General features: G+C 65.2%; 13 protein-coding genes. 7 read left to right on the top strand and 6 right to left on the bottom strand.

Annotated elements, in window-relative coordinates; all coding sequences use genetic code 11:
* Positions 1–15: 15 nt before the first annotated feature.
* From J0M27_RS06170 to J0M27_RS06185, 4 genes are all read right to left on the bottom strand, one after another.
* On the bottom strand, positions 16–309 hold the full coding sequence (locus J0M27_RS06170) for a DUF1330 domain-containing protein (protein ID WP_294988607.1): 294 nt from the start codon (positions 307–309) through the stop codon (positions 16–18).
* Positions 306–1,160, bottom strand: a complete 855-nt coding sequence (kdsA, locus tag J0M27_RS06175; RefSeq protein ID WP_294988610.1) for a 3-deoxy-8-phosphooctulonate synthase — start codon at positions 1,158–1,160, stop codon at positions 306–308. The genes J0M27_RS06170 and kdsA overlap by 4 nt, the downstream gene beginning before the upstream one ends.
* Positions 1,161–1,191: 31 nt before the next feature.
* Positions 1,192–2,823, bottom strand: a complete 1,632-nt coding sequence (locus tag J0M27_RS06180) for a CTP synthase (RefSeq protein ID WP_294988613.1) — start codon at positions 2,821–2,823, stop codon at positions 1,192–1,194.
* Positions 2,824–2,932: 109 nt separating this feature from the next.
* Positions 2,933–3,673, bottom strand: coding sequence for a SapC family protein (locus J0M27_RS06185; protein ID WP_294988616.1), 741 nt, complete (start codon positions 3,671–3,673; stop codon positions 2,933–2,935).
* A gap of 137 nt (positions 3,674–3,810) precedes the next feature.
* Here J0M27_RS06185 and prfB point away from each other — a divergent pair.
* The 7 genes from prfB (at position 3,811) to J0M27_RS06220 (ending at position 13,173) form a co-directional block, all read left to right on the top strand.
* Positions 3,811–4,915 (top strand): peptide chain release factor 2 gene (gene prfB, locus J0M27_RS06190; protein WP_294988619.1). Its coding sequence is split into 2 segments (ribosomal slippage): positions 3,811–3,891 and positions 3,893–4,915, totalling 1,104 coding nucleotides; the frame shifts between segments, so codons are not numbered across the junction.
* Positions 4,916–5,066: 151 nt separating this feature from the next.
* Entirely contained in the window at positions 5,067–8,033 is a 2,967-nt protein-coding gene (locus tag J0M27_RS06195; RefSeq protein WP_294988622.1) for a PAS domain S-box protein, read from the top strand.
* Positions 8,034–8,145: 112 nt separating this feature from the next.
* Positions 8,146–8,382 carry a type II toxin-antitoxin system Phd/YefM family antitoxin gene (locus tag J0M27_RS06200; protein WP_294988623.1) on the top strand — a complete coding sequence of 79 codons (237 nt, stop codon included), beginning with the start codon at positions 8,146–8,148 and terminating at the stop codon, positions 8,380–8,382.
* Positions 8,382–8,807: a type II toxin-antitoxin system VapC family toxin gene (locus J0M27_RS06205; RefSeq protein ID WP_294988628.1), complete on the top strand. Its 426-nt coding sequence runs from the start codon at positions 8,382–8,384 to the stop codon at positions 8,805–8,807. The genes J0M27_RS06200 and J0M27_RS06205 overlap by 1 nt, the downstream gene beginning before the upstream one ends.
* Positions 8,808–8,814: 7 nt before the next feature.
* Positions 8,815–10,329 carry a lysine--tRNA ligase gene (gene lysS, locus J0M27_RS06210; protein ID WP_294988630.1) on the top strand — a complete coding sequence of 505 codons (1,515 nt, stop codon included), beginning with the start codon at positions 8,815–8,817 and terminating at the stop codon, positions 10,327–10,329.
* A gap of 7 nt (positions 10,330–10,336) precedes the next feature.
* On the top strand, positions 10,337–12,268 hold the full coding sequence (gene mnmC / locus J0M27_RS06215; RefSeq protein ID WP_294988634.1) for a bifunctional tRNA (5-methylaminomethyl-2-thiouridine)(34)-methyltransferase MnmD/FAD-dependent 5-carboxymethylaminomethyl-2-thiouridine(34) oxidoreductase MnmC: 1,932 nt from the start codon (positions 10,337–10,339) through the stop codon (positions 12,266–12,268).
* An 86-nt stretch (positions 12,269–12,354) separates the two neighbouring features.
* Positions 12,355–13,173 carry a glycine zipper 2TM domain-containing protein gene (locus J0M27_RS06220; RefSeq protein ID WP_294988637.1) on the top strand — a complete coding sequence of 273 codons (819 nt, stop codon included), beginning with the start codon at positions 12,355–12,357 and terminating at the stop codon, positions 13,171–13,173.
* Here the strand turns inward: J0M27_RS06220 and J0M27_RS06225 are convergent.
* Complete coding sequence (locus J0M27_RS06225) at positions 13,113–14,030, bottom strand: M48 family metalloprotease (protein WP_294988639.1); 918 nt, start codon at positions 14,028–14,030, stop codon at positions 13,113–13,115. The genes J0M27_RS06220 and J0M27_RS06225 overlap by 61 nt on opposite strands.
* 62 nt (positions 14,031–14,092) lie before the next feature.
* Positions 14,093–15,490 carry a glutamate--tRNA ligase gene (gene gltX, locus J0M27_RS06230; protein ID WP_294988642.1) on the bottom strand — a complete coding sequence of 466 codons (1,398 nt, stop codon included), beginning with the start codon at positions 15,488–15,490 and terminating at the stop codon, positions 14,093–14,095.
* Positions 15,491–15,586: the final 96 nt, after the last annotated feature.

Here is a 15,586-nt window from a genome sequence, read left to right on the forward strand (position 1 = left end):
TTCCTCTTGATTGAATCAGTAAGCGTCCACGAGCAGTATGTCGAAATCCGACACGCCGGCTCGCGCTTCACGTGCTGCACGATATTCGGGAGAATCGTAGAAGGCCCGCGCCGCGGCCATGCTGGGGAACTCGAGCACCACCAGGCGCTGCGGCTGCCAGCTTCCTTCCAGCGTTTCGTAAGCTGCGCCGCGCACCAGGTAGCGGCCGCCGTAGTGCGCCACGGCAATCTGCGCCAGGCGACGATATTCCACCATCCTGTCGGGATCGCTCGACCGCGCATCCACCACCATGTAGGCCAGCTTGCTCACGTCGCCATGCCTTTCCGCTTGACCAGTGCGTCAAGCTCGACCAGTTGTTCCAGCAATGCGGCCATCTGCGGCAACGGCCAGGCGTTGGGTCCGTCGGACATGGCCTTGGCCGGATCGGGATGGGTTTCCATGAACAGGCCGGAAACGCCGACCGCCACGGCCGCGCGCGCCAGCACCGGCACGAACTCGCGCTGGCCGCCACTCCTGTCGCCCTGCCCGCCCGGCAGTTGAACCGAATGCGTGGCGTCGAACACCACCGGGCAGCCCGTCTCGCGCATGATGGCCAGGCTGCGCATGTCGGATACCAGATTGTTGTAGCCGAACGAGGCACCGCGCTCGCAGACCATTATGGTGTTGCTGTCCACGTCGGCGCCGCCCGCCTTTGCCACAATGGCCTCGCGCGCCTTGAGCACCACCTGCTTCATGTCGCCCGGCGCCATGAACTGGCCCTTCTTGATGTTCACCGACTTGCCCGAGGCGGCACAGGCCTGGATGAAGTCGGTCTGGCGACAGAGGAAGGCCGGCGTCTGCAGCACGTCAACGACGGCCGCGACGGCCGCGACTTCCTGTTCGGCATGGACGTCGGTCAGCACCGGCACGCCGAGCCGCTTTTTCACATCGGCGAGGATGTCCAGGCCCTGCTCCATGCCCAGCCCGCGGAAGGACTTGCCCGAGCTGCGATTGGCCTTGTCGTAGGACGACTTGTAGATGAAATTGAGACCCAGCACGCGGCAGATCTCCCCCAGCTTGCCCGCCGTGTCGAGGGCCATGTCGCGCGATTCGATGACGCAGGGGCCGGCGATCAGGAACAGCGGCCGGTCGAGGCCGACCTCGAATCCGCAAAGATTCATGGTGCGGCCTTCCATTTTGTGCCGCGGAGTTTCACTGGACTCCCTTGCGCGCCAGCGCCGCCTTGACATAGGCGATGAACAGGGGATGTCCGGTGCGCGGGTTCGAGGTGAACTCGGGGTGGAACTGCACGCCGACGAACCACGGGTGGGTCGTGGCCGGCAGTTCCATCATTTCGGGCAGATCCTCGGACGGCGTACGCGCCGAAATCACCATGCCGGCGGCTTCGAGCTTCGGCACATAGGTGTTATTCACCTCGTAGCGATGGCGATGCCGTTCATTCACTTCCGCGCCATAGATCGACGCTGCCAGCGTGCCGGACTTGATCGGGCAGCGCTGCGCGCCCAGGCGCATGGTACCGCCGAGGTTGGAACTGGCGTCGCGCTTCTCGACGCGCCCCTCGCGATCCTGCCATTCGGTGATCAGCGCGACCACCGGATGCGGGGTGTCGGCATCGAACTCGGTGCTGTTGGCACCCTCGAAACCCGCGACATGGCGGGCGAACTCGATGGTGGCGAGTTGCATGCCGAGGCAGATGCCGAGGTAGGGCACCCGGTTTTCCCGCGCATAGCGGATCGCGGCGATCTTGCCCTCGGTGCCGCGCCGGCCGAAGCCGCCCGGTACCAGCACCGCGTCCATCGCCGCCAGCGCGCCGGGGCCGTTCTTCTCGATGTCCTCGGAATCGATGTACTGGATGTTCACCCTGCTGCGGCAGTGGATGCCGGCATGCACCAGCGACTCGGTGAGCGATTTGTAGGATTCGGTGAGATCGACGTACTTGCCGACGAAGGCGATGTTGACTTCGTGCTGCGGGTGCTCCAGCGCATCGACCAGCTTCTTCCACACGGACAGATCGGCGGCGCGGGCGAGGATGCCCAGCTTGTGGCAGACGATCTCGTCGATCATCTGGTCGTGCAGCATGGCCGGGATCTTGTAGATGCTGTCGGCATCGAGAGCGGGAATCACCGCCTCCGGCTGGACGTTGGTGAACAGCGCGATCTTGCGCCTTTCGTCCTCGGGGATGGGCCGATCGGCGCGACAGAGCAGGATGTCGGGCTGGATGCCGATCTCGCGCAGTTCCTTGACCGAATGCTGGGTCGGCTTGGTCTTCAGTTCGCCCGCGGTGGGGATCCACGGCACGAGGGTCAGGTGGATGTAGCAGGCGTTCTGGCGCCCCTCCTGGATGCCCATCTGGCGGATGGCTTCGAGGAAGGGCAGCGACTCGATGTCGCCCACCGTGCCGCCGACCTCGACGATAGCCACGTCGGCGCCCTCGGCGCCGCGCTTGATGAAGATCTTGATTTCGTCGGTGATGTGCGGGATGACCTGGACGGTCTTGCCGAGGTATTCGCCGCGCCGTTCCTTCTTGATCACCGACTCGTAGATCTGGCCGGTGGTGAAGTTGTTGCGCTTGCCCATCTTGGCGCTGGTGAAGCGCTCGTAATGGCCCAGGTCGAGGTCGGTCTCGGCGCCGTCCTCGGTGACGAAGACTTCGCCGTGCTGGAACGGCGACATGGTGCCGGGGTCTACGTTGATGTAGGGGTCGAGCTTGAGGTGGGTAACCTTGATGCCGCGCGATTCGAGGATCGCCCCGAGGCTGGCGGCGGCGATGCCCTTGCCCAGGCTGGACACGACACCACCCGTAACGAAAACGTATTTGGCCATGAAGAACGCAGCCACTGCGGCTGCCGCGGGAAATTCCAATGATAGCGGAAAACATCCGCTCGGTTGGCGGGCCGCGCCAGGCGCGGCTCGCGGCGCGGTCAGCCCCCGCTCAACGCGTTGCCAGCGGCTTGCGCCCGACTTCGCGACGACCCAGGCGGTCGGCCAGCACGCCTAGATTCCCCAGCGACATCAGGTGCGCGTAGATCGCCGCCAGGCTGCCGTTGGCGAACAGCTCCTGCACCACCTCGGCGCCCAGCGCGCGCAGCCGGGTTTCATCGACCACGCTCAAGCCATTGAGGCGGAACTGCGTGCCGTCCTTGAGTTGCGCCAGCGAATCCGCCTGGCGCAACAGGCCCAGTTCGTCGAGCCGGCGGCCGAGGCCTTCGGTGGCGGCCGTCGCCTGGTGGAACTCGCCGAGGAACTTGATCGCATGCTCCAGCTGCGGCGACGGCTTGCCGCCGACGAACAGCGCTTCCCCCTCGGTCGCGTCGAAGCACGGCGAGGCTTCGTCGATGCAGACCACCAGTTCGCCGGTCGGCCCCTTGCCGGGCACGAATGGATAGCGCCGCACGAACGCGGGTATGTAACGCGCATCCCATTTCCCCACCGCATCGACGAACAGGTTTTCGCTTTCGCGCAGGCCGAGCAGCGCCGCTGGCAGGGGGTTGCCGCTGCCCCGGGCGAAAACGATCGGATACTCGCGCGCGCAATCGAAGAATTCGCCGGCCAGGAGCGGCACCGAGTTGGTTCGCGCGGCATAGGCGAAGCTGGTCGCGGGCCGCACCCTGAGCCCGGCGTGGGCCTGGTCGCTGAGCGCGACGACGCGCTCGTAGAAGATCATGTCGGACATCGCATTGAATCCCGGATTCGATGCCGGGAGGCTAACACATCGCGCCGCAGGCCGATTCGCGGCCACTTGCCGCAAGCCGGCCAGGGGCACCAACGCGTATAATCGAACGCTTTCGCCCCATCAGGATCAGACCCGTCATGGAAGCCGAACGCATCAACGCCGTCGCCAACCGTATCGCCGACCTCTCCGGTCGCGGCGAGCAACTGCGGAGGTATCTTTGACTACGATGGCAAAGCGGAAAAGCTCAGCGAACTGAGCCAGATTCTCGAAGACCCGAAGCTCTGGGACGACGCCGAGCGGGCGCAGGCCCTCGGCAAGGAAAAGAAGTTGCTCGAAGCGGTGGTGGGCACCCTCTCCGGCGTCGGCACCGGACTCGCGGAAGCGCGCGAACTGTTCGAACTGGCGCGCGATGAAGACGACGAAGACACCATCGCGGCGGTGGAAGCCGACCTCGATGCGACCGAGAAGCTGGTGGCAGACCTCGAGTTCCGCCGCATGTTCAACAACCCGGCGGACCCCAACAACTGCTTCATCGACATCCAGGCCGGCGCCGGCGGCACGGAAGCCTGCGACTGGGCCTCGATGCTGCTGCGCCAGTACCTGAAATACTGCGAGCGCAAGGGCTGGAAGACCGAACTGCTGGAGCAGACCGACGGCGACGTGGCCGGCATCCGCAGCGCCTCGATCAAGGTCGAGGGCGACTATGCCTACGGCTTCCTGCGCACCGAAACCGGCGTGCATCGCCTGGTGCGCAAGTCGCCCTTCGATTCCTCGGGCGGGCGCCACACCAGCTTCGCCAGCCTCTACGTCTATCCCGAGATCGACGACAGCATCGAGGTGGAGATCAACCCCGCCGACCTGCGCACCGACACCTTCCGCGCCTCCGGCGCCGGCGGCCAGCACATCAACAAGACCGACTCGGCGATCCGCATCACCCACGTCCCGACCGGCATCGTCGTCCAGTGCCAGAACGACCGCTCGCAGCACCGCAACCGCGCCGAAGCCATGGCGATGCTGAAATCGCGCCTCTACGAGCTCGAACTGCGCAAGCGCCAGGCCGAAGCCGACAAGCTCGAAGCCGGCAAGACCGACGTCGGCTGGGGCCACCAGATCCGCAGCTACGTGCTCGACAATTCGCGCATCAAGGACCTGCGCACCAATGTCGAAATCTCGGCCACGCAGAAGGTGCTTGACGGCGACCTCGACGCCTTCATCGAGGCCAGCCTGAAACAAGGTGTCTAAGAGTCGGCGCCGAGAGGACGCCGAGGCAGCAAAACACCGGGGCCGCCCGCGTGTTCATTCGCGCCGCCCGGCCATCGAGAGTATTGATAGGCAACTCGTCCCAGTAGGTCTAATCTAGCCGTTTTCGGTGTTCCTGCAAGGCTGCCTCCCCATGGGTCCCCACTACCGGTCCGCAAACCAACGCCACAGCACGCTGCGGGTGGTTCTCGCCTACGCGGTATTTGGCGCCTTGTGGATCATGGTTTCGGATACGATCTTGTTTGCCCTGATCGGTGAAGCCGCCCGGGCGGAGGAAGCCAGCAAGTTCAAAGGCCTCGGCTTCGTCGTGGTCACCTCGGTGCTGCTTTACGTCCTGATCGAGCGGACCTGGCTTCGCCAGGCCGGCATCCTGACATCGCAATTGGAGTTGTTGCGCGTATTCGTCGACCAGGCCCCCGCCGCCATCGCCATGTTCGACCGCGACATGCGATACATCGGCGCCAGCCGGCGCTGGCACGACGACTTCCAGTTGGGCGACCAGGACCTGACCGGCAGATCGCACTACGAGGTGTTTCCGGAACTTCCCGCCAAGTGGAAGGAAGTCCATCAACGTGGCATGCGGGGCGAATCGGCCGGGGCGGACCGCGACCGCTTCGAGCGTGCCGACGGCACCGTCCAGTGGCTGAAATGGGAAATGCACCCCTGGCATGACGGCAAGGACAGCGTGGGCGGCATCGTCCTCCTGTCGGAAGACATCACGCGGCAGGTGGTGGCCGAAGAAAAGCTGCGCTTGCAGGCGCTGGTGCTCGACCAGATTCAAGACCATGTAACTGTCACGAACCTGAGCGGCGTGGTGACCTACACCAACGCGGCCGAACAGAAGGCATTGCAATCCGACCGCATCGGTCAGCATGTCGAGGCCTACGGAGAGGGTTCGCGGGCCGATGCCACTCAGCAGGAAATCGTCGAAGCAACGCTGGGCAAGGGGCACTGGAAAGGAGTCGTGGTTAACCGCGCCGCCGACGGATCGGAGTTCTTGCTGGACTTGCGAACCACCCTGGTCAAGGATGACGAGGGAAACCCGGTGGCGATGGTCGGCATCGGCACCGACGTCACCGAGCGCAAGCAGGCCGAGGACGTACTTCGGGAAAGCGAACAGCACTATCGCACCCTGGCCAACGGCGGTGCCGCCCTGATCTGGACATCCGGACCCGACATGCTTTGCGACTACTTCAATGAGCCCTGGTTGCGCTTCACCGGCCGTCGCCTGGAACAGGAACTGGGGAACGGCTGGACGGAAGGCGTGCACCCCGATGACTTTGATCGGTGCGTGCAAATCTACGCCAGCCACTTCGAGCGTCGTGAGCCGTTCTCGATGGAATACCGATTGCGCAAGGCCAATGGCGAGTTCGCCTGGATTCTCGATCAAGGCAGTCCCCGTTACGACAGCACTGGTCATTTCATCGGCTATATCGGCTATTGCCAAGACATTGCGGAACAAAAGCTGTTCGAACTGGCCCTGGAGCAGAGCGCGAAACAACTGCGCTTTGTCCTGGAAGGTTCGGAACTCGGTTTTTGGGATTGGGACATCGCCGCCGGCAAGGTCGACCGAAACGAACAATGGGCCTTGATGCTGGGGTACTCGCCCGACGAAATCCGGCAGACAACCCGGCAGTGGACGGATTTCATTCATCCCGAGGATCGCGAGCGCGCATGGGATTCCATCAACTCGGTCCTCGAGGGACGCTCAAAACTGCATCGGCTCGAATACCGGATGCTCCACAAGGACGGGAGCATCCGTTGGATTCTCGACCAGGCCAGCGTGATGCAGCGTGATCCCGGAGGAAAGCCGCTGCGCATGTGTGGAACGCATACCGACATTACCGCGCGCAAGCGCAGCGAACTCGAACTGGAACAGCATCGCCACCACCTGCAGGACCTCGTCGAAGAACAAACCGTGGACCTGCGCAAGGCCAAGGACGCCGCCGAAACCGCCAATGTCGCCAAGAGCTCGTTCCTCGCGAACATGAGCCATGAAATCCGCACGCCGTTGAATGCCATCACCGGCATGGTGCATATCCTGCGGCGCGGCGGGACCAGCCCGCAACAGGCCGACAAGCTCGACAAGATCGAGGCCGCGGGCAACCATCTGCTCGAAATCATCAACGCCGTGCTTGACCTCTCCAAGATCGAGGCCGGCAAATTCTCCCTCGCCGAAGACCTGATCTGCGCGGACGACCTGATCGAGAACGTGTCAAGCATGATCCGGCCGAAGGCCCAGGCCAAGGGCCTGACCTATGCCCTCGAACTCTCCTGCCTGCCCGACAACCTGCTGGGCGACCGCACCCGCCTGCAGCAGGCCTTGCTCAATTACCTGTCCAATGCCGTCAAATTCACCGAGAGCGGCACCATCACCCTGGCCGCCAAGGCTGTCGAAGACGATGCCGAAAGCGCGTTGCTGCGCTTCGAGGTCCGCGATACCGGGCCGGGCATTGCCCCGGAGGCGCTGACCAGGCTCTTCTCGACCTTCGAGCAGGCCGACAATTCCATTACCCGCAAATATGGCGGCACCGGCCTGGGACTGGCCATTGCGCGCAAGATTTCCCGGATCATGGGAGGTGACGCCGGGGTGGACACCGAGCCTGGCAAGGGGAGCCGCTTCTGGCTCACGGTGCGCCTGAAGAAGGGCGACATCGGATGCGGCGCCATCGCCGCCCAATCCGCGTCGGAGACCGAGGCCATCCTGAAACGCGACCATGCCGGCGCCCGCATCCTCCTGGCCGAAGACGAACCTGTCAATCGGGAAGTCGCGCTGAGCTTGCTCGACGAGGTTGGCTTGATGGTCGATCTCGCCGATGACGGCGAAAAGGCGGTACAACTGGCCGCTGACAATCGCTACGACCTGATCCTGATGGACATGCAAATGCCGAACATGGACGGCCTGGAGGCGACGCGGCGGATACGCCGGCTTTCCCACCAGGCGGAGGTGCCCGTCCTCGCGATGACCGCCAATGCCTTCAGCGACGACAAGCAACGCTGCCTGCAGGCCGGGATGGACGATTTCATCGCCAAACCGGTGAGCCCGGCGATTTTCTATGGGGCCCTGTTGCAGTGGCTGGCGAAATCCGGATCGAGGTGATCTCCGCGGAAGAGCACGCGACGCGCAACGACTATTATGCCATCAGTATTTGCGACATGGCCCATCCGAAATGTGTCACAATATCGCCCGTTGTGACACAAGCAGGTTCCCCATGAAAACCATCACCATCCGCGAGGCGCGCGAGGGGCTTTCCCACCCGGAACAGCTTTTCGCCAGCGACGACGAAGTCATCGTCACCCGGCGTGGCGAGCCGGTGGCGCGCATCCTGCCGATCAAGCCCGCGGCAAAGCCGAAGATCCGCTCCCTGGCGGCGTTTCGCGCCAGCCAGGTACCGCTCGACCCGCCGCTTTCCCAAACCATTGCCGACGATCGGGAAGATCGCTGCTGATGATCTATGCCGATACCAGCGCGCTGGTAAAGCGCTATCTGGAAGAGCCGTTCAGCACCGAGTTCGACGCACTGTTCCAGCAGGGTGCGATGGCGATCAGCCGCCTGACGGTCGTCGAGTTGCGCTGCGCACTGGCGCGCCGACGCCGTAACCGGGAGATCGACGCCCTGCGCGAGAACCGCATCAATGCGGAACTTGCCGCCGACGTCCAGGACGGCGCGTTGCACCTCGGCAGCGTCGGCGATGGCGACTTCAACGCGGCCTACCATCTGATCGGCCGGCTCGCCGACATCCCCCTGCGATCTCTGGATGCCTTGCACCTGGCCGCCGCCGGGCAAATTGGTGCAGACGCTTTCGCCACCGCCGACAAAACCCAGGCCGAGGCCGCCACGGCGCTCGGCTTCACCATTCATCGTTTTTTCTAGACCCATCATGACCGACACCAACCCAACCCAGCCCGCCGACGAAAACCGCCTGATCGCCGAACGCCGCGAAAAACTCGCCGCCTGGCGCGCCACGGGCAAGGCCTTCCCCAACGATTTCTCGCGCGAGAACCTTGCCGGCAAGCTCGACGAGCTCTACAGCGCAAAGACGCGGGAGGAGCTCGAAGCGACGCCCATCGCAGTCAAGGTCGCCGGTCGCATCATGTTGAAGCGCGTCATGGGCAAGGCCAGCTTCGCCAGCATCCAGGACGTCTCCGGCCGCATCCAGATCTTCGTCAGCAACGACATCAGCGGCGAGGAAACCCACAAGCAGTTCAAGGGCTGGGACCTGGGCGACATCGTCGGCTGCGAGGGCACGCTGTTCAAGACCAAAACCGGCGAACTCACCGTGCAGTGCTCCTCGATCCGCCTGCTGACCAAGTCCCTGCGACCGCTGCCGGAAAAATTCCACGGCCTCACCGACGTCGAGCAGAAGTACCGCGCACGCGAACTCGACCTGATCACCAACGAGCAGACGCGCTTCACTTTCGTCGCCCGCAGCCGGATGATCCAGTCGATCCGCAATTTCATGATGCACCACGGCTTCCTCGAGGTCGAAACGCCGATGATGCACCCCATCCCCGGCGGCGCCGCGGCCAAGCCCTTCACCACCCACCACAATGCGCTGGACATGGAACTGTTCCTGCGCATCGCGCCCGAGCTGTACCTGAAGCGTCTGGTGGTCGGCGGCTTCGAGAAGGTATTCGAGGTGAACCGCAACTTCCGCAACGAGGGACTCAGCCCGCGCCACAATCCCGAGTTCACCATGATGGAATTCTACGAGGCCTACACCGATTACCGGCGCCTGATGGACTTCACCGAGGGCCTGCTGCGCCACTCGGCGCGCGAGGCGCTGGGTACCGAGGTGTTCGAGTACCAGGGCCGCACGCTGGACCTCTCCAAGCCATTTGCCCGGCTCACCATCGTCGGCGCCATCCATCACTACCATCCCGGCTACAGTTTCGAGCAGCTCAACGACATCGACTGGCTGCGGCAGAAACTCAAGGACCTGCGCGTCGACCTCAAGGCGCCGCACATGAAGAACGCGGGGCTTGGCACGCTGCAATTGGCGCTGTTCGAGGAAACCACCGAGGCCGAACTGTGGGAACCGACCTATATCATCGACTATCCGGCCGAAGTCTCGCCGCTGGCGCGAGCCAGCAACGACAATCCCGCGATCACCGAGCGCTTCGAACTTTTCATCGTCGGCCGCGAGATCGCCAACGGATTTTCCGAGCTCAACGATCCGGAAGACCAGGCCGCGCGCTTCATGCAGCAGGCCCAGGCCAAGGAGGCCGGCGACGAAGAAGCGATGTATTTCGACGCCGATTTCATCCGGGCACTGGAATACGGCCTGCCGCCGACCGGCGGCTGCGGCATCGGCATCGACCGCCTGGTGATGCTGCTGACCAATTCGGCCTCGATCCGCGACGTGATCCTGTTCCCGCAAATGCGGCGCGAGTGATGCCGGGGTGAAATCACCTCCGCTGGTTCCCGCCGAACCGGCGGCAGCCGGCGACGGCACGCCGTATTCGCCGCTTTACGACGACATCTACCACACCGCCCACGGCGGGCTCGCGCAGGCCCGCCATGTCTTCCTCGCCGGCAACGATCTGCCGGCACGCTGGCTTGGCAGCGAGCGCTTCATTGTCTTCGAAACCGGCTTCGGCCTTGCCCTGAATTTCCTCGCCACCTGGCAGGCCTGGCGCGAGTCTCAGGCAGGTGGCCGCCTGCATTTCGTTTCTGTCGAGAAGCATCCTTTCCGGCGCGACGATCTCGCCACGCTGCTGGCCGCCTACCCTGAACTGGCAGGACTGGCCGGGCCATTGCTGGCGCAGTGGCCGCCGCTCGTGCCCGGTTTCCATCGGCTGCACTTCGATGGGGGCCGGGTCACGCTGACACTGCTGCTCGGTGACGCGTCATCCCTGCTGCCGCAACTGGTCGCGCAGGCCGACGCCCTGTTCCTCGACGGCTTCGCGCCAGCGAAGAATCCCGGCATGTGGGCGCCTGCCCTGCTCGCTTCCATCACGCGCCTGTGCCGGCCCGGCGCGACGCTGGCTACATGGAGCGTGGCCGGCGACTTGCGCCACACGCTGGAAAACCTCGGTTGGACCCTGGAGCGCCGCCCGGGCTTTGGCACCAAGCGCGAAATGCTGGCTGGACGGCGCGCGGTCGCCGTGTCGTCAGCGCCGACTCCTGTGCCAGCTCCATCCACCGGCGAACGCCGCGCCATTGTCATCGGCGCGGGACTCGCCGGCAGCGCCGTCTGCGAGCGCCTTGCCGCGCGCGGCTGGCTGGTGGATCTGCTCGAGCGTCGCGATGGTCCGGCGCGGGAGGCCTCGGGCAATCCGGCCGGCATACTGCTGCCGCACCTGGCGAAGGACGATGCGCTGGCGGCGCGTCTGTCGCGCGCCGCCTACCTGTATGCATTGCGCTGCCTGGAGGAGCTGCCGGGGGTGCGCTGGTCGCCCTGCGGCGTACTGCAGGTCGCCCGCGACGCCGAACACGAAATCCTGCAACGGGCGACGATCGAACACCTCTTGCCGCCCGCCGACTTCGCCGCGTTCCTCGACCGCGATGCGGCGTCGAGCCTGATCGGCCGTGCCGTGGCGCATGGCAGCTGGTGGTTCCCCGGTGGCGGCTGGGTCAGTCCCGGCAGCCTCTGTGGCGCGATGCTGCTGGCCGGCGGCACGCGCATCCGCCTGCGCTTCGGAGCGGAAGTCGCGTCGCTGCAAAGGCATGCCGGCGGCTGGCAGGCCCTGGACTCCCGGGGCGAAGTGCTGGCCAGCGCGCCGCAGGTGGTGCTCGCCAACGCCCATGCCGCCAACCGGCTGCTGCCCCAGGCGCTGCCGCTGACGCCGATCCGCGGCCAGATCAGTTGCCTGGCGCCCGACATGGCCAAACGGATCGATCCGCCATTCCGCCACGTGCTGTGCCGTTCGGGCTATGTAACCCCTCCGCAAGCCGGAATCGTCTGCGTCGGTGCCAGCTTCGACAGCGGCGACGCCGATCTGAACCTGCGTCAGGCGGACCATGCCGACAACCTGCGGCGCCTCGACGAACTGCTGCCGGGTGCCGCGCAAGGCATCGATGCGGCACGGCTGGGCGGCCGCGTCGGTCTTCGCTGCGCCGCCCCCGATCGACTGCCACTGATCGGGAGCCTGCCCGACGCCGCGGCATGTGCCGGCAGTTCGCCGACGCTGGACAATCTGGCGCGCATGCCCGGCCTGCATGCGCTGCTCGGGCTGTCCGCACGCGGCATGGTCTGGGCGCCGCTGGGGGCTGAGCTGCTGGCCTGCCAACTGGATGGGGAACCGCTTCCGATAGAGCGCGACCTGGTCCGCGCCGTTGACCCGGCGCGCTTCCACCTGCGGGCGCTGCGCCGTGCCACACCGGGTTTGTAACAGATGTAACACCCGATTGCGGCCGTCCCGTGCGCCGCCGGCCGGACGTTAATGTGCTCATGGGATTCACACACAAGGAGCACATCATGGAAGCAACGCAAGCAGGCCACACCGGCATCGCCGCAACGCAAACCCACCCGCTGCTGCTGGTCGCGGCAGCCTCCGTCACGGTCCTCAGCCTGGCCGGCGTCGGCGCGCTCGCCGGCTGGCTGCCCGGCCCCGGCGCGCACAATGCCGAGCCGGCCAGGCTCGCGGCGGCCACCGCGCCGGTACCGATCTCCATCCAGCAGACCGTCACCGTTCCAAAGGAGCAGGCCAAACCGGCAAGCAAGCCGGTCGAACGCGCGCCTAGCGTGGCACGCCGAACCGAGTACACGCCTGTCTATACCCGCAGCTCCTCGCGACAGGAGCAGGCCTCCGAATACGCGGTTGCGCCAGCGACCGATGGAAGTCCCCGTGGGGCGCTGCCCGCAAGGGATACCGCCTCCGGCGCCGCCGGAGGCATAACTTATGTGGCGTCGACGCAGCGGCAAGCGAGCTGCGCCGACTGCGGCGTGGTCGAAGCGGTACGCGAAGTGCAGATCGAAGCCAAGGGCAGCGGCGGCGGCGCGGTTGCGGGCGGCCTGGTCGGCGGACTGATCGGCAACCAGATGGGCCGCGGCGCCACGCGCGACATCGCCACCGTGCTGGGCGCGGTCGGCGGCGCCTATGCCGGCAACCACATCGAGAAATCAGTCAAGGAAAGCAAGCGCTATGACGTGGTGGTCCGCTTCGAGGATGGCAGCACGCGGACCTTCAGCAGCGACACGCCGCCGGCATGGCACAACGGCGATCGCGTGAGGCTTCAGAACGGCTTGCTGATCATGGGCGGTGGCAGCACGAACGGTGGCGGTGGCGCGACCTGAACCTGCGTTCCGGCGATCTCCGGCATCGGCGGACCCTGCAGCAGGACAGCGATGCGCTGCATCGATTCACGCAGTTCGACCACCCAGTCCGGTTCGTCGGGCAGCGCCGGACGCATCGATTGGAGCTGGTCGCTGACTTCGTGGCCGTCCCAGCCGGCGGCGACCAGCAGTTTCATGGCCATGGTCTCGGCTTCGACCACATGCTGCGGCCTGTAGCTGGCGCGTAGCGCGCGAGATCCGGCGAACGAGGCAGCCGACGCCACCGCGGTTGAGGCCACGGCGGAGCTGGCGGCGCTGGTTGCCGCGGTCGTCGCCGCGCTGCCGGTAATCAGCGCACCAAGGTTGAGTGCCGGAAACAGGATTTGCGCCGCGAGCGCGACCAGGATGCTGGTGGTCACGTTTTCGTCATGGTGGCCGGCGATGATGTGGCTCATTTCGCGCGCCAGGATGAAGGCCAGCGCCGCGTCGTCGAGTTCGAGGTGGCGCACGCCGCGAAAGATCACCACCGTACCCGCCGCACTCGATGCCGCACCGGCATCGGCCTTGTCGGCCACCACGATGTCGAAGCGCGGGAACCGCAGGTGCAGGTCGGGGTGCTGGCGAAAGGCGACATCCGCCAGCCGATTCCCCAGCGCCAGTATGCGCTGGTCGAAGGCCCGGTCGGCCGCGCATTCCGCCTCCTTGCATGAAGGTGCGTCTGTCGCGGTCACCAGCTGCAACTGCATGTCGAACTCGGAATACACGGCGCTGAAGCCCTGCAAGGGAGCCGGTGCCACAAGCTGCGAGCGGCCTTCCGGGGATGTCGCGCAGCCGGTGACGACCAACAGCAAGAGCAGGGTAGGTAGAATGCGGAACATGGTTCGCGCCGGTTTTGGCTGCGGTAACTCTCGCCCGGAAGCGAGCACTTGTCAATCCGGCATCAGACGGGAATCTCACGAGCAAGGCGCGCCAGCACGCGTTCGCGCCCCATGACTTCGAGCACGGCGTCGATCGACGGCGACTGCGGCTGTCCAAGCAGGACGATGCGCAGCGGAATGGCCAGTTGCGGCATTTTCAGTCCGGACTCGGCGGCGGTCTGCTTGACGGCCTGGCCCAGATCCGCGGCCTGCCAGGTGCAGCCCGCCAGCCTGTCACTCAATGCCTTCAGCCCTTTGCGCGCCGCCTCGGTCAAGTGCTGCGCCACCAGTTCGGCGGTCGGCACCACGGCAACGAAAAACGGATGGATGGCATCGGCGAGTTCGTTCAGGTTGGACACTCGGTCGCGATAGAGTACGGCGACATCGGCCACATCGGGCCCACCGTCGACGGCCACTCCTTGCGCCGCCAGGCGGCGGGAAGCCTCTGCCGCGAGCCGCTGCGGATCAGCCAGCTTGAGGTAATGCGCGTTGAGCCAGTTCAGCTTCTCGGTGTTGAACTGAGCCGCCGACGCCGTGATGTGGTCCAGGTCGAACCACTTCACGAACTGCTCCATGCCGAACACTTCCTCGTCACCGTGTGACCACCCCAGGCGTGCGAGGTAGTTGAGCACCGCCTCCGGCAGGTAGCCATCTTCTTCGTACTGCATCACGGATACGGCGCCATGACGTTTCGACAGCTTCTGGCCATCGTCGCCGAGGATCATCGACAGATGGGCATACTGCGGTACCGGCGCGCCGAGCGCCTGCAGCAGGTTGATCTGGCGCGGCGTGTTGTTGACGTGGTCGTCGCCGCGGATGACGTGCGTGATGTCCATGTCACGGTCATCGACCACGACGCAGAAATTGTAGGTCGGCGTGCCGTCGGCACGGGCGATGACGAAATCGTCGAGTTCCGCGTTGGCGAACTCGATGCGCCCCTTGACCTGATCCTGCCAGCCCACGACCCCGTCCTTCGGATTGCGAAAGCGGATCGCCGGCGCCACGCCGGCGGGCGGTGCGGGCAGGGTCTTGCCGGCTTCCGGACGCCAGCGGCCATCGTAGCGGGGCTTTTCCTTGCGCGCTTCCTGCTCGGCCCGCAACAGATCGAGTTCCTCCCTCGACATGTAGCAGCGATACGCCGTGCCGGCCTCGAGCATTTCGGCGATCACCTGCCGGTAGCGATCCATGCGCTGCATCTGATAGAACGGACCCTCGTCATGCGTCAGACCCAGCCATTGCATGCCATCCAGAATCGCCTGCACCGCCTCGGGCGTCGATCGCGCGACGTCGGTATCCTCGATGCGCAGGATGAATGTTCCGCCGTGACGACGGGCGTAAGCCCAGGAAAACAGCGCCGTGCGGGCGCCGCCGATGTGCAGGAAACCGGTGGGACTGGGAGCGAAGCGGGTACGAACCGTCATGGGATTTCCAGGCTGGCGAAATGCCCGAATTCTACGCCACGCCGCCAGGCGGATTGACCGCAGGCGTGGCTTTGTGGTTAAATGCGCAGCTCTTTC

Origin of the sequence: Sulfuritalea sp., from assembly GCF_017302275.1 — a bacterium.
GTDB lineage: Bacteria > Pseudomonadota > Gammaproteobacteria > Burkholderiales > Rhodocyclaceae > Sulfuritalea.